21 protein-coding genes are annotated in these 20,150 nt (G+C 71.0%); 10 read left to right on the forward strand and 11 right to left on the reverse strand.

Annotated features, from left to right (window positions below; genetic code table 11):
* Positions 1-2 precede the first annotated feature (2 nt).
* On the forward strand, positions 3-899 hold the full coding sequence (locus tag Vlu01_RS23100) for a hypothetical protein (RefSeq protein WP_204003144.1): 897 nt from the start codon (positions 3-5) through the stop codon (positions 897-899).
* Between the two features lie 55 nt (positions 900-954).
* On the opposite strand, the gene Vlu01_RS23105 is transcribed toward Vlu01_RS23100, so the two are convergent.
* Positions 955-1,602: a hypothetical protein gene (locus Vlu01_RS23105; protein WP_204003147.1), complete on the reverse strand. Its 648-nt coding sequence runs from the start codon at positions 1,600-1,602 to the stop codon at positions 955-957.
* A 245-nt stretch (positions 1,603-1,847) separates the two neighbouring features.
* Between Vlu01_RS23105 and rapZ the strand changes: the two genes are divergently transcribed.
* From rapZ to Vlu01_RS23150, 9 genes are all read left to right on the forward strand, one after another.
* The gene (gene rapZ / locus Vlu01_RS23110) at positions 1,848-2,777 is read left to right on the forward strand and encodes an RNase adapter RapZ (RefSeq protein WP_204003149.1); all 930 of its coding nucleotides are present in this window, start codon (positions 1,848-1,850) and stop codon (positions 2,775-2,777) included.
* On the forward strand, positions 2,774-3,745 hold the full coding sequence (locus Vlu01_RS23115) for a gluconeogenesis factor YvcK family protein (RefSeq protein WP_204003151.1): 972 nt from the start codon (positions 2,774-2,776) through the stop codon (positions 3,743-3,745). Before rapZ ends, Vlu01_RS23115 begins: the two co-directional genes overlap by 4 nt.
* 54 nt (positions 3,746-3,799) lie before the next feature.
* Positions 3,800-4,780 (forward strand): DNA-binding protein WhiA, encoded by a 981-nt coding sequence (whiA, locus tag Vlu01_RS23120; RefSeq protein WP_204003153.1) that lies wholly within the window; start codon positions 3,800-3,802, stop codon positions 4,778-4,780.
* A 248-nt stretch (positions 4,781-5,028) separates the two neighbouring features.
* Positions 5,029-6,033 carry a type I glyceraldehyde-3-phosphate dehydrogenase gene (gene gap / locus Vlu01_RS23125; protein WP_204003161.1) on the forward strand — a complete coding sequence of 335 codons (1,005 nt, stop codon included), beginning with the start codon at positions 5,029-5,031 and terminating at the stop codon, positions 6,031-6,033.
* Complete coding sequence (locus Vlu01_RS23130; RefSeq protein WP_204003164.1) at positions 6,030-7,229, forward strand: phosphoglycerate kinase; 1,200 nt, start codon at positions 6,030-6,032, stop codon at positions 7,227-7,229. The genes gap and Vlu01_RS23130 overlap by 4 nt, the downstream gene beginning before the upstream one ends.
* A complete protein-coding gene (gene tpiA / locus Vlu01_RS23135; RefSeq protein WP_204003167.1) occupies positions 7,229-8,020 on the forward strand; it encodes a triose-phosphate isomerase in 792 nt (263 codons plus the stop codon). Before Vlu01_RS23130 ends, tpiA begins: the two co-directional genes overlap by 1 nt.
* Positions 8,021-8,115: 95 nt before the next feature.
* On the forward strand, positions 8,116-8,376 hold the full coding sequence (secG, locus tag Vlu01_RS23140) for a preprotein translocase subunit SecG (RefSeq protein ID WP_204003170.1): 261 nt from the start codon (positions 8,116-8,118) through the stop codon (positions 8,374-8,376).
* A 135-nt stretch (positions 8,377-8,511) separates the two neighbouring features.
* Complete coding sequence (locus Vlu01_RS23145; RefSeq protein WP_204003172.1) at positions 8,512-8,856, forward strand: RNA polymerase-binding protein RbpA; 345 nt, start codon at positions 8,512-8,514, stop codon at positions 8,854-8,856.
* A gap of 61 nt (positions 8,857-8,917) precedes the next feature.
* Positions 8,918-9,877 (forward strand): DMT family transporter, encoded by a 960-nt coding sequence (locus Vlu01_RS23150; protein WP_239096069.1) that lies wholly within the window; start codon positions 8,918-8,920, stop codon positions 9,875-9,877.
* On the opposite strand, the gene Vlu01_RS23155 is transcribed toward Vlu01_RS23150, so the two are convergent.
* The 10 genes from Vlu01_RS23155 to Vlu01_RS23200 are packed head-to-tail and all read right to left on the reverse strand — an operon-like array spanning position 9,842 to position 20,133.
* Positions 9,842-10,516 carry a B3/B4 domain-containing protein gene (locus Vlu01_RS23155; protein ID WP_204003174.1) on the reverse strand — a complete coding sequence of 225 codons (675 nt, stop codon included), beginning with the start codon at positions 10,514-10,516 and terminating at the stop codon, positions 9,842-9,844. The genes Vlu01_RS23150 and Vlu01_RS23155 overlap by 36 nt on opposite strands.
* Positions 10,513-11,835: a Gfo/Idh/MocA family protein gene (locus tag Vlu01_RS23160; protein ID WP_204003176.1), complete on the reverse strand. Its 1,323-nt coding sequence runs from the start codon at positions 11,833-11,835 to the stop codon at positions 10,513-10,515. Before Vlu01_RS23160 ends, Vlu01_RS23155 begins: the two co-directional genes overlap by 4 nt.
* Complete coding sequence (locus Vlu01_RS23165) at positions 11,832-12,941, reverse strand: Ldh family oxidoreductase (RefSeq protein ID WP_204003178.1); 1,110 nt, start codon at positions 12,939-12,941, stop codon at positions 11,832-11,834. The genes Vlu01_RS23160 and Vlu01_RS23165 overlap by 4 nt, the downstream gene beginning before the upstream one ends.
* A 10-nt stretch (positions 12,942-12,951) precedes the next feature.
* The gene (locus tag Vlu01_RS23170) at positions 12,952-14,238 is read right to left on the reverse strand and encodes a M20/M25/M40 family metallo-hydrolase (RefSeq protein WP_239096070.1); all 1,287 of its coding nucleotides are present in this window, start codon (positions 14,236-14,238) and stop codon (positions 12,952-12,954) included.
* Positions 14,235-15,098: a sugar phosphate isomerase/epimerase family protein gene (locus Vlu01_RS23175; RefSeq protein ID WP_239096071.1), complete on the reverse strand. Its 864-nt coding sequence runs from the start codon at positions 15,096-15,098 to the stop codon at positions 14,235-14,237. The genes Vlu01_RS23170 and Vlu01_RS23175 overlap by 4 nt, the downstream gene beginning before the upstream one ends.
* A complete protein-coding gene (locus Vlu01_RS23180) occupies positions 15,095-16,213 on the reverse strand; it encodes a DegT/DnrJ/EryC1/StrS family aminotransferase (protein WP_239096076.1) in 1,119 nt (372 codons plus the stop codon). Before Vlu01_RS23180 ends, Vlu01_RS23175 begins: the two co-directional genes overlap by 4 nt.
* Positions 16,214-16,215: 2 nt before the next feature.
* Positions 16,216-17,373, reverse strand: a complete 1,158-nt coding sequence (locus Vlu01_RS23185) for a DegT/DnrJ/EryC1/StrS family aminotransferase (RefSeq protein WP_204003182.1) — start codon at positions 17,371-17,373, stop codon at positions 16,216-16,218.
* A complete protein-coding gene (gene trpA / locus Vlu01_RS23190; RefSeq protein WP_204003185.1) occupies positions 17,370-18,161 on the reverse strand; it encodes a tryptophan synthase subunit alpha in 792 nt (263 codons plus the stop codon). Before trpA ends, Vlu01_RS23185 begins: the two co-directional genes overlap by 4 nt.
* Positions 18,158-19,345: a tryptophan synthase subunit beta gene (gene trpB / locus Vlu01_RS23195; protein WP_204003189.1), complete on the reverse strand. Its 1,188-nt coding sequence runs from the start codon at positions 19,343-19,345 to the stop codon at positions 18,158-18,160. The genes trpA and trpB overlap by 4 nt, the downstream gene beginning before the upstream one ends.
* On the reverse strand, positions 19,342-20,133 hold the full coding sequence (locus Vlu01_RS23200; protein ID WP_204003192.1) for an indole-3-glycerol phosphate synthase TrpC: 792 nt from the start codon (positions 20,131-20,133) through the stop codon (positions 19,342-19,344). The genes trpB and Vlu01_RS23200 overlap by 4 nt, the downstream gene beginning before the upstream one ends.
* Positions 20,134-20,150: the final 17 nt, after the last annotated feature.

Here is a 20,150-nt window from a genome sequence, read left to right on the forward strand (position 1 = left end):
GGGTGGCGGTACGTATCGACATTGACGCCCTGCGGGGCGCGGCCGGGTCCGTGGTCTGCGACGCAGCCGACGAGCTTCGGACAGCCGGGCAACCGGAGACGATCATTCCGGCCGGTGGGGGAGCATCCTGCACCATCCGGACGGCGGGGCAGCCACCGTACGACGTCTGGGTGGGAATCACGACGGACGGCTTCACGGCCGAGTGTGACTGCCCCACGCCGGAGGAGTTGTGCGAGCACGCGGTGGCGCTCGCGGTCGCCGCTCTGGAGGACGGATTCGCCTGGTCGTCGTCGGCAACGCCGCCGTCGGCGATGGAGATCGACCCCAGGGTCGCGGAGCTGACCGAACTCGCGCGTACCGTCCCCGCCCGACGGTTGGCGTCGCTGCTCGCCGAGTGGGCAGCCACCGATCGGGTGCTGGAGTCCCGGCTGCTGGCGTACGCCGGGCGACTCGTGCCACCCACCGACGCCGAGCTGGCGGAGGTGCGCCGGCGCATCGACAACCTGGCCCACGAGGCGACCGCCGGTGACCGCTGGGACCTGCACCACGTGGAGCAGGCCGGCCGGGCGATCGTGGAGGAGGTGCGGGTGCTGGCCCAACGTCCGGTCAGCCCAGAGGCGCTGCTGGTGGTCGAGCGGGCGGCCCGCGCGTGGGACGGGCTGGCCGGCTACCTCAACGACGCCTGGGAGGTCTACGAGGATGAACCGGCCGAGATCGGCGGCGCGGTGCGCGCGGTGCACGTCCAGCTCTGCGAACAGTTGCAACCGGACCCCGACGAGCTTGCGGCCCGACTGACCGAGATCATCGAGGCGGCCGAGGTCGACTCCTGCCTGGACGAGCCGTGGGACTATCTCGGCGTGCTCGGCCGCGACCGGGTCAAGGCGCTGCGTCGCTACTGACCGGAGCCAGAGCGGGCATCGCCCGGGTCGGACGTCCCAGCACCGGTGCGTCCGCTCAGGCCGAGGCCGGAACGGGCACCCGCTTGGCCCAGCGGACCTCACCGTCGGGCTCGACGTAGCAGAACGCCACCACGAGGTGGGACGTCTCGTCCAGCGGCAGGGCGTGCGGATCCAACCGGAAGACGGCGACCAGGCTGCCCTCGGCGCGGGCCCGGGTGCCGATCGCCCCGTGATCGCCGGAGGTCACCGAGCCGTCCGGCGTCTCGCGGGGGGCGGTGTCGGCGAGCCAGTCGTAGCGTTCGGCGAGCACCTCGTACGCCCCGGCCCAGTTGAAGCCGGTGGCCCCGGCCGCGTCCCAACCTCCGTACGGAGGCAGCACCCGCGCCGGCACGACCCGGCCGTCCAGCAGGATCACCTGGTAGTGGCCCTCTCGCGGCGGTCCGGACCAGCGCAGGTGCAGCACCACCGACTGGTGGTCCGGTTCACCGATGACGTTCACCGCGTCGGGCCAGCCGAACGCGGCGGCGACGCCGGCCACCTGCTCCGGTTCCGGGAGGTGGGCCTCGACGGTCACGGCGACCTGGTCGCCGCCGCGGGCCCACTCGCGTTCGCGTTCCACGAACATGTCCACCGTGGCCAGCACGGCGACCGTCACCGACACGAGCACCACCACCCAGCGCAGTCGCGCCCCGTGCCTGCCCATTGCCGCAGGGTATCGACGATCTGTGCCGGCCGCCGTCACTCAGCCGACACCGGCGCGAAAGGAAGGGCACCTTGTTAACGCCTCATGCATAGGAGGGGCCCCTTCCTAACCGCGAGCCTGCGCAGGCCAGCGGTGGCAGGCCGGTGCGGCGGTGCGGCCGGCCGTACCGGCGGCCGGCGCGTTAGAGTCGCTGCTTGACCATGCCCGGCGGATCGGGCGGGGCCGCGCGGTTGGAGGTTGTACGGGTGGGCGAGGCGCACACGACCGGTCACCGTACGGGCGTACCCGGTGAGCAGACTGGGCCGACCCCCGAGACGGACACCACGCTGGTCGTGGTCACCGGCCTGTCCGGTGGTGGACGCAGCACGGTGGCCCGGGCGCTGGAGAACGTGGGCTTCTACGTCGTCGACAACCTGCCGCAGGCGCTGCTGCTGGACATGGCCGAGCTGGCGGTGAAGGCGGGTGGGGCGGCCCGGCGTACCGCGATGGTGCTGGACGTGCGCTCCCGGGCCTTCTCCACGGATCTGGCCGAGGCGATCCGGGAGCTGAAGGAGCGTGGCTACGCCCCCCGGGTGGTCTTCGTCGACGCCGACGACGAGGTGCTGATCCGCCGGTTCGAGAGCGTACGGCGCTCGCACCCGCTGCAGGGCGACGGCCGGCTCGTCGACGGCATCGCCGTCGAGCGGGGACTGCTGGAGGAGGCCCGCGACCAGGCTGACGTGATCATCGACACCAGCCATCTCAACGTGAACCAGTTGCGCCGTCGGGTCGAGGAGCTGTTCGGCGGGGAGGACGCCCGCCGGTTGCGGCTGACGGTGATCTCTTTCGGCTTCAAGTACGGGCTGCCGCCGGACGCCGATTTCGTGATGGACGCCCGGTTCCTGCCCAACCCGTACTGGGTGCCCGAGCTGCGTGAGCACACCGGGCGCGAGGAGGCGGTCAGCGCGTACGTGTTGGGGCAGGAGGGCGCGGACGCCTTCGTCGACTCGTACGCGGACCTGGTGAACGCCACCACTGCCGGCTTCGAGCGTGAGGGCAAGCGGTATCTGACCGTGGCGGTGGGCTGCACCGGCGGCAAGCACCGCAGCGTGGCGATCGCCGAGGAGTTGGCGGCCCGGCTGCGTCGTGCCGGGCTGGCCGCCAACGCGCAGCACCGGGACCTGGGGCGGGAATGACGATCCGGGTGGTGGCCTTCGGCGGCGGGCACGGCCTGTCCGCGTCGTTACGGGCGTTACGGCGCTGCGCACCCGAACTGGATCTCGACATCACTGCGGTGGTGACCGTCGGCGACGACGGCGGTTCCAGTGGCCGGCTGCGCGCCGAGCGGGGTGGATTGCCCCCCGGTGACCTGCGGCAGGCACTGGTGGCGTTGGCCGGGGACCATCCCGCCACCCGTCGCAGCGCGGGGCTGTTCCAGCACCGGTTCGCCGAGGTCGCGGGCGGTTGCCGGGGTGACGGGTTGGCCGGGCACGCGGTGGGCAACCTGGTGCTCTGCGGGTTGATGGAGCTGCTCGGCGACCCGGTGGCGGCGCTGGAGCACGCCGGGGCGATGCTCGGCGCGGTCGGCCGGGTGTTGCCGATGTCCCGTCAGCCGGTCGACATCGAGGCCCGGGTACGCGGTGCCGAGCCGGGGCGCCCCGACGAGGTGTGCACCGTGCGCGGCCAGCACCAGGTCGCTGTCACCACGGGACGGGTCGAGTCGCTGCGGCTCACCCCGCAGGCACCGGCGGCGTGCGCGGAGGCGGTCGCCGCGATCGGCTGCGCCGACTGGCTGATCTTCGGGCCGGGTAGTTGGTACACCAGCGTGCTGCCGCACCTGCTGGTGCCGCAACTGGCCGCGGCGATCCTGGCCAGTCCGGCTCGGCGACTGGTCACCCTCAACCTCGCCGCCGAAAAGGAGACCCTCGGGCTCTCCGTGGCCGACCACCTGGCGGCGCTGCGTTGGTACCTGCCGGAGCTGACGGTCGACTTCGTGCTCGCCGACGCCAAGGCGGTCGGTGACCCCGAACCGGTCCACGGTGCGGCAGAATCCCTGGGAGCCCGACTGGTCCTCGCCCCCGTCGCGGTCGACGACGGCACTCCCCGTCATGATCCGGCTGCTCTGGGCGCCGCCCTGGTGCCTGTAATGGGCGCCGATCGTTAGACACGTACGTAATCTCCGGCGACACGCCGGAACCGGTCCGTGAGGGGACGCACAATGGCGATGACGGCTGCGGTCAAGGACGAGCTGAGTCGGGTCGACGTGCCCAAGCCCTGCTGCCGGCGGGCGGAGATGGCGGCGCTGCTGCGGTTCGCCGGTGGGCTGCACATCGTCTCCGGCCGGGTGGTGGTGGAGGCCGAACTCGACACCGGTGCGGTGGCCCGGCGGCTGCGTCGGGAGATCGCCGAGGTCTACGGCTATCCGAGTGAGATCCACGTGCTCGCCTCCGGCGGGTTGCGCAAGGGCAGCCACTTCATCGTCCGCGTCGTCAAGGACGGCGAGGCCCTGGCCCGCCAGACCGGGCTGCTCGACGTGCGGGGCCGGCCGGTGCGAGGTTTGCCGCCGCACGTCGTCGCCGCCAGCGTCTGCTGTGCGGTCTCCGCCTGGCGGGGGGCGTTCATGGCGCACGGCTCGTTGACCGAGCCGGGTCGCTCCAGCGCCCTGGAGATCACCTGCCCCGGGCCGGAATCGGCGCTGGCGCTGGTCGGCGCGGCCCGGCGGATCGGCATCACCGCCAAGAACCGCGAGGTACGCGGCGTCGACCGGGTGGTGGTCAAGGACGGCGACGCGATCGCCGCGCTGCTCACCCGCGTCGGCGCTCACTCCAGTGTGCTGGCCTGGGAGGAGCGCCGGGTCCGGCGTGAGGTTCGGGCGACCGCCAACCGGCTGGCGAACTTCGACGACGCGAACCTGCGCCGTTCGGCCCGGGCGGCAGTCGCCGCCGCGGCCCGGGTGACCAGGGCGTTGGAGATCCTCGCCGAGGATGCGCCGGAGCACCTGACCTCGGCCGGCCGGCTGCGGCTGGAGCACCGACAGGCGTCCCTGGAGGAGCTGGGTGCGTTGGCCGACCCGCCGCTGACCAAGGACGCCATCGCCGGCCGGATCCGCCGGTTGCTGGCGCTGGCCGACAAACGAGCCCGGGACCTGGGCATCCCGGATACCGAAGCGGCCGTCACGCCCGACATGCTCGTGGTCTGATAAGACGGTGGAGCGACCACCCGGCGCAGCGTGGCTCGGCGCGCTCGGATAAGGTCGCTGCGTACGGCAAGGGGGCCGGCACCGGTACTCCCAACCGTACCCACCGCCTCGACGGCGGTCAGGTCCCTCGGACCGCGGCGGGGTGGCCGGGATGAACCGTCAACGGCCGGCTCTAACGGTCGGCGCACATCACTTCGCCGGCCGAAGGTCTCCACGCCGGCGGACCAGAACGCGAGGAGATGGGACCTGTGACCATCCGGGTTGGCATCAACGGCTTCGGCCGGATCGGCCGAAACTTCTTCCGGGCAGTGCTGGCGTCCGGCGCTGACGTCGAGGTCGTGGCCGTCAACGACCTGACCGACAACGCGACGCTCGCTCACCTGCTCAAGTACGACAGCATCCTGGGTCGCCTGCCGCAGGAGGTCAAGGCCACCGCCGACGAGATCACCGTCGGCGGCAAGTCCATCAAGGCGTACGCCGAGAAGGACCCGGCGGCGCTGCCGTGGGGTGACGTCGGCGCGGACGTGGTCATCGAGTCGACCGGCTTCTTCACCGACGCCACCAAGGCCAAGGCGCACATCGACGGCGGCGCCAAGAAGGTCATCATCTCCGCTCCGGCGAAGAACGAGGACGTCACGGTCGTGATGGGCGTCAACGACGGCCAGTACGACCCGGCCAACCACAACATCATCTCGAACGCCTCCTGCACCACGAACTGCCTGGCGCCGATGGCGAAGGTCCTGCACGACACGTTCGGCATCCAGCAGGGTCTGATGACGACCATCCACGCGTACACCCAGGACCAGAACCTCCAGGACGCGCCGCACAAGGACCTGCGTCGGGCCCGCGCCGCCGCGCTGAACATCGTGCCGACCTCGACCGGTGCGGCGAAGGCCATCGGCCTGGTGCTGCCGGACCTCAAGGGCAAGCTCGACGGGTACGCGCTGCGGGTGCCGATCCCGACCGGCTCCGCCACCGACCTCACCGTCACCGTCGGTCGGGAGACCACGGTGGACGAGGTCAACGCCGCGCTGAAGGCCGCCGCCGAGGGCCCGCTGCGGGGAATCCTGACCTACAACGAGGACCCGATCGTCTCCGCCGACATCGTCACCGACCCGGCGTCGTGCATCTTCGACGCGCCGCTGACCAAGGTCATCGGCAACCAGGTCAAGGTCGTCGGCTGGTACGACAACGAGTGGGGCTACTCCAACCGCCTGGTCGACCTGGTGAAGCTGGTTGGTTCGTCGCTGTGAGCATCCGTAACCTCGACGACCTGCTCGCCGAGGGGGTTTCGGGTCGGCGCGTGCTGGTCCGCGCCGACCTGAACGTCCCACTCGACAAGCAGACCGGCGTCATCACGGATGACGGTCGCATTCGGGCGGTGCTGCCGACCCTGGGAGCGCTGACCGAGGCCGGGGCCAAGGTCGTGGTCTGCTCCCACCTGGGCCGGCCGAAGGGCGCGCCGGATCCGCAGTTCAGCCTCGCCCCGGTCGCCGGGCGGCTCGGTGAGCTGCTCGGCACGGCGGTGCACTTCGCCACCGACACGGTCGGCGAGTCCGCCCAGGCGACGGTGGCGGCGCTCGCCGACGGCGAGGTGGCACTGCTGGAGAACCTCCGCTTCAACAAGGGAGAGACCAGTAAGGACGACGCCGAGCGGGGTGCCTTCGCCGATCGGCTCGCCGCCCTCGGTGACGTGTACGTCGACGACGCGTTCGGCGCGGTGCACCGCAAGCACGCCAGTGTCCACGACGTACCCGCGCGGCTGCCGCATGTGGCCGGTCGGCTGGTGCTGCGTGAGGTGGAGGTGCTGTCGCAGTTGACCGGTGACCCCGCGCGGCCGTACGTGGTGGTGCTCGGCGGGTCGAAGGTCTCCGACAAGCTCGCGGTGATCGAGGCGCTGCTGCCGAAGGTCGATCGGCTGCTCATCGGTGGTGGCATGTGCTTCACCTTCCTCAAGGCCCAGGGTCACGAGGTCGGCTCCTCCCTGCTGGAGGCGGAGATGGTGGAGACCTGCCGCAACCTGCTGGAGCGCTCCGAGGGCAAGATCATGCTCCCGGTCGACGTGGTGGCCGCCGACGCGTTCGCCCCGGACGCCGCGCACGACACCGTGCCGGCGGACGGCATCCCCAGCAAGCGGGTGGGGCTGGACGTCGGCCCGAAGACGGTCGCGGGCTTCGCCGCGGCGCTCAAGGGCGCCCGGACGATCTTCTGGAACGGCCCGATGGGCGTGTTCGAGATGCCCGCGTTCGCGAACGGCACCCGCGGGGTGGCCGAGGCGATCGCCGGCGCGGACGCGTTCAGCGTGGTCGGTGGTGGTGACTCCGCCGCCGCGGTACGTGCCCTGGGGCTGGACGAGAAGGCCTTCGGGCACATCTCCACCGGCGGTGGCGCGTCCCTGGAGTACCTGGAGGGCAAGACCCTCCCCGGCATCGCGGCTCTGGAGAACTGATGGTGAGCGCTCCCCGCCGGCCGTTGATGGCCGGCAACTGGAAGATGAACCTGAACCACCTTGAGGCGAACCTGCTGGTGCAGAAGCTGGCGGCAAGCCTCACCGAGAAGCAGCTGACCGAGGTGGAGACGGTGGTGCTGCCGCCGTACACCGACCTGCGCACGGTGCAGACCGTGGTGGAGGGCGACAAGCTGCTCATCGGCTACGGCGCGCAGGACCTGTCACCGCACGTCTCCGGTGCGTACACCGGGGAGATCTCCGGCGCGATGCTGGCCAAGCTCGGCTGCACGTACGTGGCGGTCGGGCACTCCGAGCGGCGGCAGTACCACCGCGAGGACGACGCGTTGGTGGGTGCCAAGGTGCAGGCGGCGCTGACCCACGGCCTCACTCCGATCCTCTGCGTGGGGGAGGGGCTGGACATCCGGGAGCAGGGCACCCATGTGGCGCACTGCACCGACCAGCTCGACGCTGCGCTCAAGGGGCTCAGCCCGGAGCAGGTTTCCCGGGTGGTGGTCGCGTACGAGCCGGTCTGGGCGATCGGCACCGGTAAGACGGCCACCCCGGAGGACGCCCAGGAGGTCTGCGGGGCGCTGCGGGCCCGGCTGGCCGAGACCGTGGACCAGGCCACGGCGGACGGTGTGCGGATCCTCTACGGCGGCTCGGTCAAGTCGTCGAACGTCGCCTCGATCATGGCGCAGCCGGACGTGGACGGTGCCCTGGTGGGCGGTGCCAGCCTTGACGCCGAGGAGTTCGCGAAGATCTGCCGGTTCCCGGAGCACATTACCGGCTGATCGCTCGCTATCCTTGACTCCGCCCGTCCGCCGGTCGGTGCCGCCGCGCCCGATCTGCCCGGGCGAGGATCGTAACGAGAGGACTGACCCCCGCCATGCCGCTCTGGTTCGCCTACACGTTGATCGCGTTGCTGGTCATCACGAGCTTCCTGCTTGTTCTGCTCATCCTGCTGCACCGCGGCAAGGGCGGTGGAATGTCCAGCATGTTCGGCGGTGGTGTCAGCTCCAGCCTGGCCGGTTCCTCCGTGGCCGAGAAGAACCTGGATCGCTATACCGTTCTGGTGGCCATCGTCTGGTTCGCCTGCATCATCGGGCTCGGTCTCTGGCTCCGGCTTGAGGTGGGTACGGGCGTCTGACTCGACCCCCGAGGCGTACAATCTGCGCGCGGTCCGTCACTCGACGGGCCGCGCGCAGTCCGTTTCACCCGCTGCACCGCGTCGCCCGCCGGTCACCCCTGCCGGCGGTCCCCTCCGACGACAGGAGTCAGCGCCGTGCCGAACGGCCACGTCATCCGGGGCGCCCGCGTCGGGTCCGCGCCCCCACGTCTCCCCGAACGTCACCAGCCGGTCCCGTGCCGGTCGGTCAGCTACTGGTGCCGCAACGGGCACCGCACCGACATCCGGATCGTCGCCGACGTGACGGCCCCGACTGTCTGGGACTGCCCCCGCTGTGGGCTGCCTGCCGGCCCGGACGCCCAGGATCCGCCGGGCCGGACCCGGGCCGAGCCGTACAAGACCCATCTGGCGTACGTGAAGGAGCGGCGTACCGACGCCGAGGGGGAGGCGATCCTCGCCGAGGCCCTCGCCGCCCTGCGTAACCGGCGCGGCGGGGGGTGATCCCGCCGTCACGGCACGCCGAGGGTCATCGCCGTGGACGCCAAGGTCCTATGCTCACGCAATGGCTATGACCGGTTACCGGGCGGGGTTGATCAGCGGGACGCTCGCGATGGCTTTCGTGGGCAGCTCCGCCGCCGTCAGCCCGCTGCTCACCGACTATCCGGTGTTGACCGGTCAGGCGTGGCGCTACGCGGCAGCGGCTTTACTGCTGCTGGGCTATCTGTGGTTGCGCCGGCTGCCGTGGGTCCGGGTGGGCCGGTCGGACTGGGCCCGACTCGTCCTGCTCGCCGCAACCGGTCTGGCGGCGTTCAACGTGTGCCTGCTTCAGGCCGCCCGGTACACCGACCCTCCGGTGCTCGGCGCCATCGTCGGGGCAGCCCCGCTGGTGCTCGCCATCGTCGGGCCGCTGCTGGCGGGTCGCCGGCCGTCGCCGCTGGTGGCGACGTCGGCGGTGATCGTGGTGGTCGGAGTCGGTACCGTCCTCGGCGGGGGAGACTTCAGTCTGCCCGGCGTGCTGTGGTCTCTCGGCGCGTTGGCCGGTGAGTGTCTCTTCTCCCTGCTCGCCGTCCCGCTGCTGCCTCGACTCGGGCCGGTACGGATCAGCGCGTACACCTGCGCGCTCGCCAGTGTCATGCTCGCCGTGGCCGCTCTGCTCGTCGAGCGGAGCGACGTCGCCACCGTGCCCACCGACGTGGAGGTGTTGTCGCTCGCCTTCCTCGCGGTGTTCGTCACCGCGGTGGCCTTCGCCCTGTGGTATGCCGCCGTCGGGTCGCTGGGGGTGGACCGTGCCGGCCTGCTGGCGGGCCTCGTCCCGGTGGCTGCCACCCTCATCGCGGTCGCGATCGACACCACGACACTGTCGCTGCAGGTCCTGGTGGGTGCGGTGCTGGTCGGGGCGGGCGTGAGCCTGGGCATGCTTCCTCCCCGGCGTCGACCCGGCGGCGGGGAGGCCGGCCACGCGGAACAGCGGCCGGCCAGCCGCCGGTCAGCGCAGGTTGAGCAGGTCGGCGGATTGCCGTAGCGCGTCCGTCGCCTGATCGGGGGAGATGCCGTCCACCACGCAGGCGAGCAGCAACACCCGGCGGGTGTCCGCCCGGACCGCCTGGTGTACGCCGTCGCGGTGGGCGAAGAGCGACAGCACCCGAGCGTCGTCGGCCAGGATCAGCCGATCCGGCTCCACCGTCATCTCCTCCTGGGCGCCGATCGGTTGCAGGCGTTCGCCGCCCTGGCTCAGGGTCAACCGGACCGGACCGGAGAGCCGCTCCGCGTCGAACACGCCGAGCGCGACCATGGTCGCCACCGCGGTCACGTTCACCGCGTCCACAGTGGGGTTGATCTTCGGCCAGTTGCCGAGCGGCTTCGTCCGCAGGCCACGCTCGATGAGTGCCTGGATCGACGGCGGCTGTCGGTCCGGATCCACGCCGATCTGCCGGGAGAAGCGCCGGTAGGCGTCGATCGCGGGGTGTGCGCGGATCTCCGCCTTCGCCACCCCGTGCCACCTGCCGTGCTCCTGCGTCCACCGCTGCTGCACCTCACGGGCGATGACGTCACCACCGCCCACCTCGGCCTCGACGCAGCGCACCCGGACATCGGGAAAGGCCGCCGCGACCTGCGGAGAAACGGTGACCTCAGCCACGGGCAGTTCTGCTTGAGCCGTCATCGCACCGCCTCCAGAAATTGCAGCGATTCGCCGACCTGCAAGCTTAGGTCCTCGGCGGTGATGACGCGCTCGGTGTCGATGAGGATGTTGTAGTGGTTGGGCCAGTGGCACTCGTCGAAACCGGCGACGGTGCCGATCGGCTGGCCGTTGCGGACCACCACGTCGCCCCGCTGCACGACGGTGGCCGTGGTGAACTCGGCGAATCCGAGGAAACCGACGGCGTCCACCCGGTCACCCGGCCGGGTCGGCTGGTCCGTGGTCGTCACCAGCTCGTGGATCTCACCCTGCTGGACACATCGCGACAGCCACGGTGACATGGTCATGCCGCGTTCCTCGCGCCGGTGGAACAACAGCTTCACCAACCGCGCCATGGTCGGTCGCTTCGATGGCGTCCGCAGTCGTGGTTCCTTGCGCCGGGCGACCGCGTACGCCTGCTCGACGAGAGCGACGATGTCCGGACCTGCGTCGGTGTACGCCTCACCGAGGGACACCACGTGCCGGAAATCCGCCATGATCGCGGCGTACTCGTGGTCGAGGGAGGACTTGAACCCGGGGAATCCGGCCAGCATGTCGGCCGACCGGACCGAGCCGTCCTTTCCGTACACGGTGATGTCCTTGACCTCGCCCGACGGCAGGGCCCAGTCCAGCTCGATGGTGACCGGCACGCCGCTGGCGGAGCGCAGTTCGAGTTCGGCGCAGAACTCCACCCCACGACGGACGTCACCGATCGTGGCGTCCACCAGTTCCAGGTCGCCGACGATGGTGCGCACCGCGTCCAGCGCGTTCGGACCGTTGTCGATGACACAGCCACCGCCGCCCAGATCCTGGTCGAGGTACCACGCCTCCGAGCCGGTGTGCTCCTCGATCCGCTCGGAGTAGCGACACACCAGACGCTCGATGTCCGCCGGATCGCCCACGCCGAGGCGCAGCGCGGCCACGTTGCGGTTGTACCGCCGATGGAAGGCGGTGAACAACGTCCGGCCGGACTCCCGCGCCAACGCCATCAGCTCGTGCGCGTCCGCCAGACGAACCGTCATCGGCTTCTCGCAGCACACGTGCACGCCGGCGCGGAGCGCGTCGGCGGCAACCTCGGCGTGCACCGCGTTCGGCAGGGTCAACACGACCGCGTCGACCAGACCCGAGGCGAGCAGTTCGCGGTGGTCGGTGTAGGTCGCGACGTCACGCGTGCCGTCGGAGAAGTCCGCGAGCTTCGTGTCGTTACGGTCACACACGGCGGTCAGGGTGAGGTGCTCGTCGTCCTCGATGGCCCGCAGGAAGTACGGAGCGATCACACCGAGGCCGATGACCCCGATCCTCATGCCGAACCCGCCTCGGTCAGCGCGACCGGGGCGGTCACGTCGAGTTCGGCGCCGAGCCGGACCAGTTGGACGGCGACGTGGTGCGGGAGCCGGATCCCTTCGGCGTACGACGTCGCGGCCCGCTCCGCCTCCGGGGCACCCGGGTACGTCACCCGCTGTCCGGGTGCGGCGGGCGACGACGACACCGTGTCCAACAACGCGCGGGTCTCGGTCGGGAAACTGTCCGCGACGCCGAACGCGGCGGGGTCGATCACGAGGGCGACCTGGCCGATGTTCACGTCGTCGGCCGGGTCGGTCTCGGTCAGCGCCTGCGGCCGGGGCCCGTACGCCGCGCCGGCCAACGGTCCGCACAGCAGGTCCACCAGCAGCGCGAGGCCGTACCCCTTGGCGCCACCGGTCTGCGCGGCGCCGCCCAGCCAGGCCACGTCGGCGTGCCCGTCGAAGTACGCGTTGGGGTCGGTGGTCGTCGACCCGTCGGCGGACACCAGCCAGCCCTCGGGAACCGGCCGTCCTTCGCGCTGGGCCGCCCGGATCTTGCCGGTGGCCACGGCGGTGGCGCTCATGTCCAGGACGAACGGCGCGCCGTGGGAGACCGGCACCGCCGCGCTCAGCGGGTTGGTGCCGAGGAGCCGCTTGACACCGCCCAGCGGTGGGACGACACCCTGCTCGCCGCAGTTGGACATGACGATCCCGATCAGACCGTGGGCGGCGACCCGGCTGGCGTAGTAGCCGGCGCTGCCGAAGTGGCTGCTGTTGCGTACCGTCACCATGCCGAGGCCGAGTTCACGCGCCTTGGCCGCGGCCAAGTCCACGGCGGTCACCATCGTGACGGCGCCCAGGCCGTTGTCGCCGTCGACGACGGCCGTGGTCGGGGTCTCGACCACGACCTTGGGTTGCGCGTCGGGTCGGATGCTCCCGCTGCGCAGGCGAGGGGCGTAGATCCCGGCCAGCGCGTTGGTGCCGTGGGTGGTGAAGCCGTGGATGTCGGCGTAGCAGATGACCTCGGTGGCCGTCGTGGCTGCCGGCTCGTCGAGTCCACATCGCAGCAGAACCGTGCGGACGAAGGCGGTGAGCTGCGTGTGCTCGACCGTCACGCTGTTGGCCATGTCTCTCCCGTTACTGTGTCGGCACGTGGGCGCCGAAACGCACCACGAGGTCGCGGATCTGTCTCGCGTAGGTCGCCAGGTCGCCGACGCGTACCCACTCGGCTGCGGTGTGCGCGCCGTTCTCGTCGAGCCGGCCCGGTCCGCACACCGCGACGTACCGACCGGGCCCACCGGCCCAGATGGCGTCACAGGTGAAGGCGCTGCCGTCGGCCAGGCCGTCGTGGCGGGGGAATCCCGCTGCGGCGAGCAGGTCTTCCATCTCGGGGTCGCGGTTGTCGAGCACCGGCAGCCCCCGTTTGAGCCAGTCCAACCGCACCACCCGGTCCCAGTCGTCGACGAGGCGGGCGGTGAACGGGTTGCCGAGGTGTGCCTTGGCGAAGACCTCCCGGGCCTCCTCGACCGCCCGCTGCAACTCGTGCACCAGCGTCTGCGCGCTGGTTTGGTCCCGGTAGGCGATGTTGAGCAGCAACTCGCCCTCGCCGTACACCCGGTTGTGCGCGGTCCCGGTGTGCAGACCGGCGATGCAGAGCTTGGCGCCGAGGGCGGCGGCCCGGGGGCCGACGGCGCGGACCAGATGATCCGCGAGGAAACCCAGCGCCACGGTGGCGTTGTGCGCGTCGGTGGGATGGTCGTCCGTGCTGCCCTCGCCGAGGACCCGGAATCGAGGGGTCATCGCCGCCGTGCAGGCGTCCATGACCCGACCGCCGGTGGGCTCGGCGAAGAGCATCAGTCGACCCGTGTAGCCCAGCTCCACCAGCCATCGGGTGCCGAGGACGCCCATCGCGCCGCCCTCTTCCCCCGGCACACTGGTGAGGATGACCTCGATGCGTCGGGCCAGCGAAGGATCAGCCGCGAACGCGGCGGCGACCCCCACCGCGGCGGCCACCCCGGGCCCCTTGTCGTCGACGGCGCCCCGGCCGTGCAGGATGTCGCCGTCGAGGCGCGGCTCGACGTGCGGGCCGACGGTGTCGACGTGGAAGTTGATGACCAGCCGTCGCTGCGGTGGCGCCGGGTCTCCCATGGCCACCACCAGGGAAGGTTGGGCGTCGAGGAAGGTGTCGGGGTCCGCTTCCAGCGCCCGCCGTACCGGCATCGGGATGTCCGCAGCCGCCAGGCTCTGGGCGGACGGGCTGGCGTAGTGGCGGATGTCGAAGCCGCGCTCGGCCGCGCCAGCGCGGAACACCTCCTGCGCCTGCCGGGTGGCGGCGAGCCGTCCGCCCTCCAACGGCGAGACCGAGTCCACCGCCATGAACTCCCGCAACCAGCCCAGGTCGGTTTCCGTCCAGCACGCCGTCACGGCCGCGCCGCCCTTTCGACGATCTCGCGGAAGCCCGTCGCGTACGCCCGGTAGCTGCGCTCCAGCAGCTCCGGGTCCCCGGAGACCTTGAGGTGTGGGATGTGCGCCACGTGTGGCTCCAGGCTGTACCAGCCCCGGTACCCTGCCGTCTCCAGGCGGCGGATGCAGGCGGCCAGATCCAGCTCACCGGCGTCGGGCAGGGTGAACACGGCCTGGCCGTCCGGGTCGCGGTGGCCGTTCTTGATGTGCACGTGCTCGACCCAGGGCAGCACCTGCGCGAGGAACTCCTCGGCCTGGTAGCCGTACGCCAGGCCGTTGCCCACGTCGAAGATCAGCCTGAGGTGCGGACTGTCGACGTGTTCGAGCATGCGCAGCGTGTTGGTGGCGGAGGCTCCCGCCCACCCCTGGCAGTTCTCGTGCAACAGCACGACGTCGAGCCGGGCCGCCTCGTCGGTCAGCACCTTCATGCGTCGCAGCGACTCCGTGGCCCACGCGTCGTCCGACCAGCCGTCGTTGGGGTACGACATGACCCGCAGCCACCGGCAGTCCAGCGCCTGCGCGACTGCCGCGGTGCGGTTCAGGATCGACAGTTCGGTGTCCAGGTCGGTGGTGACGGTGGTGGACCAGTTGCCGATCGGCGTGTCCAGCACCGGTACCCGCAAACCGCTGGCCTCGATCTGCCGACGCAGCTCGGCCACCTCGTCGGTGCCCAGTTCGTGCAGACCCCGACCGTCGAGCGTACGCAGCTCCACCCCGGACATGCCCAGGTCGCGGTGCACGTCGAGCTGCCTGACGAGGCCCGGTGCGGCCTCGTCACCGATGCCGCACACCCGGCTGGCCCAGATACCCACCGCCGTCACGCGCCCTGCCGGTAGAAGCGGGCGATCTCCTCGACGACCCGCTCGACGGTTCCGGCGGGCAGTTCCGGATGCAACGGCAGCGCCAGGCACTCGCGGGACAGGCGCTCGGCGACCGGGAAGTCACCCGGTCCGTGGCCGAGATGCCGGAACGCGGGTTGCAGGTGCAGCGGCCGGGGATAGTAGACCTTCGTCTCGATACCGCGTCCGGCCAGGTAGGAGCGAAGGTCGTCGCGCTGCGGCGCACGTACGACGTAGGTGTAGACGGCCTGCTCGGCGAGGTCCCCGGGGGGCGTCAGCACGACGGGCGCGGCTTCGCGCAGCAGGTCGTTGTACTGGCGGGCCAACCGGCGACGCTCGGTGAGGAACTTGTCGAGGTGCGGCAGTCGGCGCAGCAGGAACAGCGCCGTGACCTCGTCCATCCGACTGTTGAAGCCGACCAGGTGGTGCAGGAACCGGACCTTCAGATCCTGACCGTGGTTGCGCAGCATCCGGCAGGTGGTGGCCAGCTCCGGATCGTCGGTGACGATCATGCCGGCGTCCCCGATCCCGCCCAGCGGTTTGCCGGGGAAGAAGGAGTACAACCCGGCGTCGCCGTAGCGGCCGGCGGGCCGGCCCGCGACCCGACCCCCCAGCGCGACGGCGCTGTCCTCGATCAGGCGCATCGAGTGGCGGTCGGCCAGCGCCCGCAGCGCCGGCATGTCGGGACTGCTCGCGAAGAGGTACGCCGGCACGAGCGCCCGGCTCGCCGTGGTGCGGACTGCCTCGACGGTCGCCGCGGTCAGCATCGCCGTGTCGTAGTCGACGTCGGCGAAGACCGGACGGGCACCGCGCAGCGCCACCGTGCTGGCCGAGGAGATGAACGAGAAAGCGGGGGTGACCACGTCGTCGCCGGGTCCGATGCCCATGGCTGTGAGGATCACCGTCAACGCGCCGGTGCCGCTGGCGACCGCGATGGCTTCGGCGGCGCCGGTTCGCTGCGCCACCGCCGCTTCGAGGGCCGCGACCCGGGACTTGAGGATGAACTCGTCCGACTCGCCGACCTCCCGGACCGCGTCCAGGACGTCCTCGGCCCACCCGGCGTACCGGGTGGGGTAGTCGAAGTACGGGACTGCCATGGTCACGGTCGCTCCCGGTAGAACTCGTGGATCAGGTCGCACACCCGGTCGACCTGCTCGTCGGTCAGGTCCGGATACATCGGCAGTCCGACCGCCCGCTGGCTGGCCGCCTTCGCGACCGGTACGGGCTGGTCCACCCCGGCGCGGGTGGTCAGGCAGGGCTGTTCGGTGAGCGGCCGGGGGTAGTACACCTCGGTGCCCACGCCGTGGGAGGTCAGGTACGCGACCAACTCGTCACGCCGCTCACACTCGATCAGGTAGACGTAGTAGACGAGGTTGCTCTGCTCGCCGGCGGGTGCGAGCCAGGGGGTACGTACCAGCGGCGCGAGTTCGCCGAGCCGTTGGTCGTAACGTGCCGCTACCTCCGCCCGCCGGGCGATCTCCGCGTCCAACGTCTCCAACCGCCAGAGCAGGAACGCGGCCTGCACCTCGTCGCAGCGGCTGTTGTAGCCGAGTTCGAGATACTCGTAGGAGCCGTCGCTCGGCTGACCGTGGCAGCGCAGTTGGCGTGCGGTGCGGGCGAGATCCTCGTCGTCGGTGAGCAACATGCCCGCGTCGCCCAGGGCGCCGAGCGTCTTGGTGGGGAAGAACGAGAGCACCCCGGCCCTGCCCCAACGGCCCGCGTGCCGGCCGTCGATGTGCATTCCGATGCCCTCGGCGCTGTCCTCCAGCAGTTGCAGGCCGTGCTCGTCGGCCACCTCGCCCAACGCCACCATGTCCGCCATCTGGGTGAACAGGTGCACCGGCATGATCGCCCGGGTCCGGTTCGTGACGGCGGCGCGGACCCGTTCGGGGTCCAACGCGTAGGAGCCGGGCTGGATGTCGACCAGGACCGGCCTGGCACCGACGTGCAGCACCGAGGACGCGCTGGCGAAGAAGGTGTACGCGGGAACGATCACCTCGTCGCCCGGCCCGATACCCGCCGCCCGCAACATGATGATCAGCGCGTCGGTGCCGTTGTTCACCGCCACCGTGTGTTGGGCGCCGGTACGCTCCGCGATCGCCCGTTCCAGGTCCTCGCCCACCGCTGCGAAAGTGAACTGACCCGTGTCGGTGACCGTACGCAGCCTGGCGGCGAGCCCGGCCCAGTCCCGGCGGATCGAGGCCGCGCCACTGAAGAACGGCACCGCGGTCGTGGAGGTCGTCGTCGGAGCACTCATCGGCACGCCTCCTTGAGCTCACTGATCAGGGCCGTCGTCTCCGCGATCCGCTGCTGTGCGGTGGTGGCCGCGCCGATTCGCTTGAGCAGTGCGCTGCCGACGATCACGCCGTCGACCTTGCCCCGCAGGGCGGCGACGTGCTCCGGTCGCGAGATGCCGAAGCCCACCGCGACGGGCGTGGTCGCCGCGGCTCGGACGCGAGCGAGGTAGGCGTCGAGCCCGTCGGCGAGCCGGTCCCGGACACCGGTCACCCCGTTGTCGGCGAGGCAGTACAGGAATCCGCGGGACTGACGCGCGGTGCGGCGCAGCCGCTCGGGACTGCTGCCCGGGGCGGCGAAGAAGACCTGGCCCAGGTTGTGCCGTTCCGCCTCCACCAGCCAGTCCGTGCTCTCGGTGGCGGGCAGGTCCGGCACGATGAAGCCGTCGGCACCGGCTGATGCGGCGTCGGCGAAGAGCTTCGGCAGCCCGTACCGGAGGAAGGGGTTGCAGTAACCCATCAGCATGATCGGGACGTCGTTGCCGGTTGCCCGCACCTTGGCCACCAGGTCGAGCGTCGCCGCCACCGTCACGCCGGCGCGCAGCGCCTGTTGGGTGGTGGCCTGGATGACCGGACCGTCGCCGAGCGGGTCGGAGAACGGGGCCCCCAGTTCGATGACGTCGGCACCGGCCGCGCAGGCCGCGTCGACAAGGTCGACGGTCTCGTCGAGGCTCGGGTAGCCGGCGGTCAGGTATGCCACCAGCGCGGTTTCGCGCTGGCTGTCCGCGAACGCGTGCTCAAGTCGCCTCACCGGTCTGCTCCATCCCGTTCGCGTATCGCTGCCAGCGCGCTGACCAGGTCCTTGTCGCCGCGTCCGGAGAGGTTCACCAGGATGTTGCTGCCGTGCGGCAGTTCCTCCGCCAGTTCGAGCCCGCCGGCCACCGCGTGCGCGGACTCGAGGGCGGGGATGATCCCCTCGGCGCGGCTGAGCAGCGCGAAGGTGGCGAGCGCCTGGTCGTCGCTGGCCGTTCGGTATTCGACCCGGCCGGTGTCCTTGAAGTAGCTGTGCTCCGGTCCGACGCCGGGGTAGTCCAGTCCTGGCGCCACGCTGTGGGTCAGCAGGATCTGTCCGTCGTCGTCCTGGAGGAGGTAGGTGCGGGTACCCTGCAGCACGCCGGGCTCGCCGTAGAGCAGCGGTGCGGCGTGCCGGCCGCCCGGACCCAGCCCCTCACCGGCCGCCTGTACGCCGATCAGGCGTACCGGGTCGTCGAGGAACGCGCTGAACATCCCGACCGAGTTGCTGCCACCGCCGACGCAGGCCACCACCGCGTCGGGCAGATTGCCGACGCTGTCCAGAAACTGTTGCCGGGCCTCCCGGCCGATGACGGACTGGAAGCCGCGCACGATCGTGGGAAAGGGATGGGGCCCGACCACCGAGCCGAGCAAGTAGTGGGTGGAGTCGGGGTGGGCGATCCAGTCGCGGATGGCCTCGTTGATGGCGTCCTTGAGCGTCGCCGTGCCGTTGTCGACCAGACGCACCTCGGCCCCGAGCAACTCCATCCGCTGGACGTTCGGCGCCTGCCGCTCGGCGTCGACGCGTCCCATGTAGATGGTCGCGTCGAGCTGGAGATGAGCGCACGCCGCCGCGACGGCCACACCGTGCTGTCCCGCACCGGTCTCGGCGATGATGCGTTGCTTGCCGATGCGCCGGGCCAGCAGCGCCTGCCCGATCGCGTTGTTGATCTTGTGTGCGCCGGTGTGGGTCAGGTCCTCTCGCTTGAGCCAGAGGGTGCAGCCGTTCGCCTCGACGCCCAACCTGCGAAGTCTGGTCAGCGGGGTGGGTCGGCCGACGAACCTGTTCAACAGGTCGTCGAGCTCGGTGAGGAACTCCTCGCTGGCCTGGGCCTTCTGGTACGCCGCTTCCAGTTCCTCCAACGGAGCCACCAACGTCTCCGCCACGAACTGGCCGCCGTACCCGCCGAACCACCCGGTCATCGCACTGCCTGCGCAATCCGGACGCCGCGCAGCGAACGGAGCTTGTCCGCCGGGTCGTCACTGGTCAGCAGGCTCTCGCCGATCAGCGCGGCGTGGAAGCCGTGCGCACCGATGCGGGCCAGGTCGTTCGGCGTGTGCAGACCGCTCTCGCTCACCGTCAGCACGGCGGGCGGAATCAACCGGCGCAGCCGCATCGAGTTGTCCAGGTCGACCGCGAAGGTGCGCAGGTCGCGGTTGTTCACGCCGATGATCCGGGCACCGGCCCGGACCGCCCGGCCCACCTCCTCCTCGGTGAACGTCTCGACCAACGCGTCGATGCCGAGTTCGTCGGCGGCCGCGAGGAGATCGGCGAGCAGGGCGTCGTCGACCGCCCGGACGATGACCAGCACCGCGTCGGCGCCGCAGTCGTGCGCGAGCTGCACCTGCCGTACGTCGACCAGGAAGTCCTTGAACAGCACCGGAACGGTGACCTCGGGGTCGTTGGCGACCTGCGCGACCAGGTCCGGCGAGCCGCCGAAATAGGCGGTGTCAGCGAGGACCGACACCGCGGCGGCGCCCGCCTTGGCGTACGTACGCGCCAGCGGCACCGCCTCGGCCAGGGGCAGCAGCTCGCCCTTGGACGGCGACTTCGGCTTGACCTCGGCGATGATGGCCACGTCGGTGCCGTTCAGGGCGGCGGCGAAGGTGCCCGCACGGGCGGGCGTGGCACGCCCGTCCGCCGTCGACACCGGCGCTCGCGCACCTGACCAGGCCGACCGCTTCGCCGCGACGATGTCGTCGAGATGCATGCGGAACTCCTTGCTGG

It is taken from the genome of Micromonospora lutea, assembly GCF_016863535.1.
Taxonomy (GTDB): Bacteria; Actinomycetota; Actinomycetes; order Mycobacteriales; family Micromonosporaceae; genus Micromonospora; species Micromonospora lutea.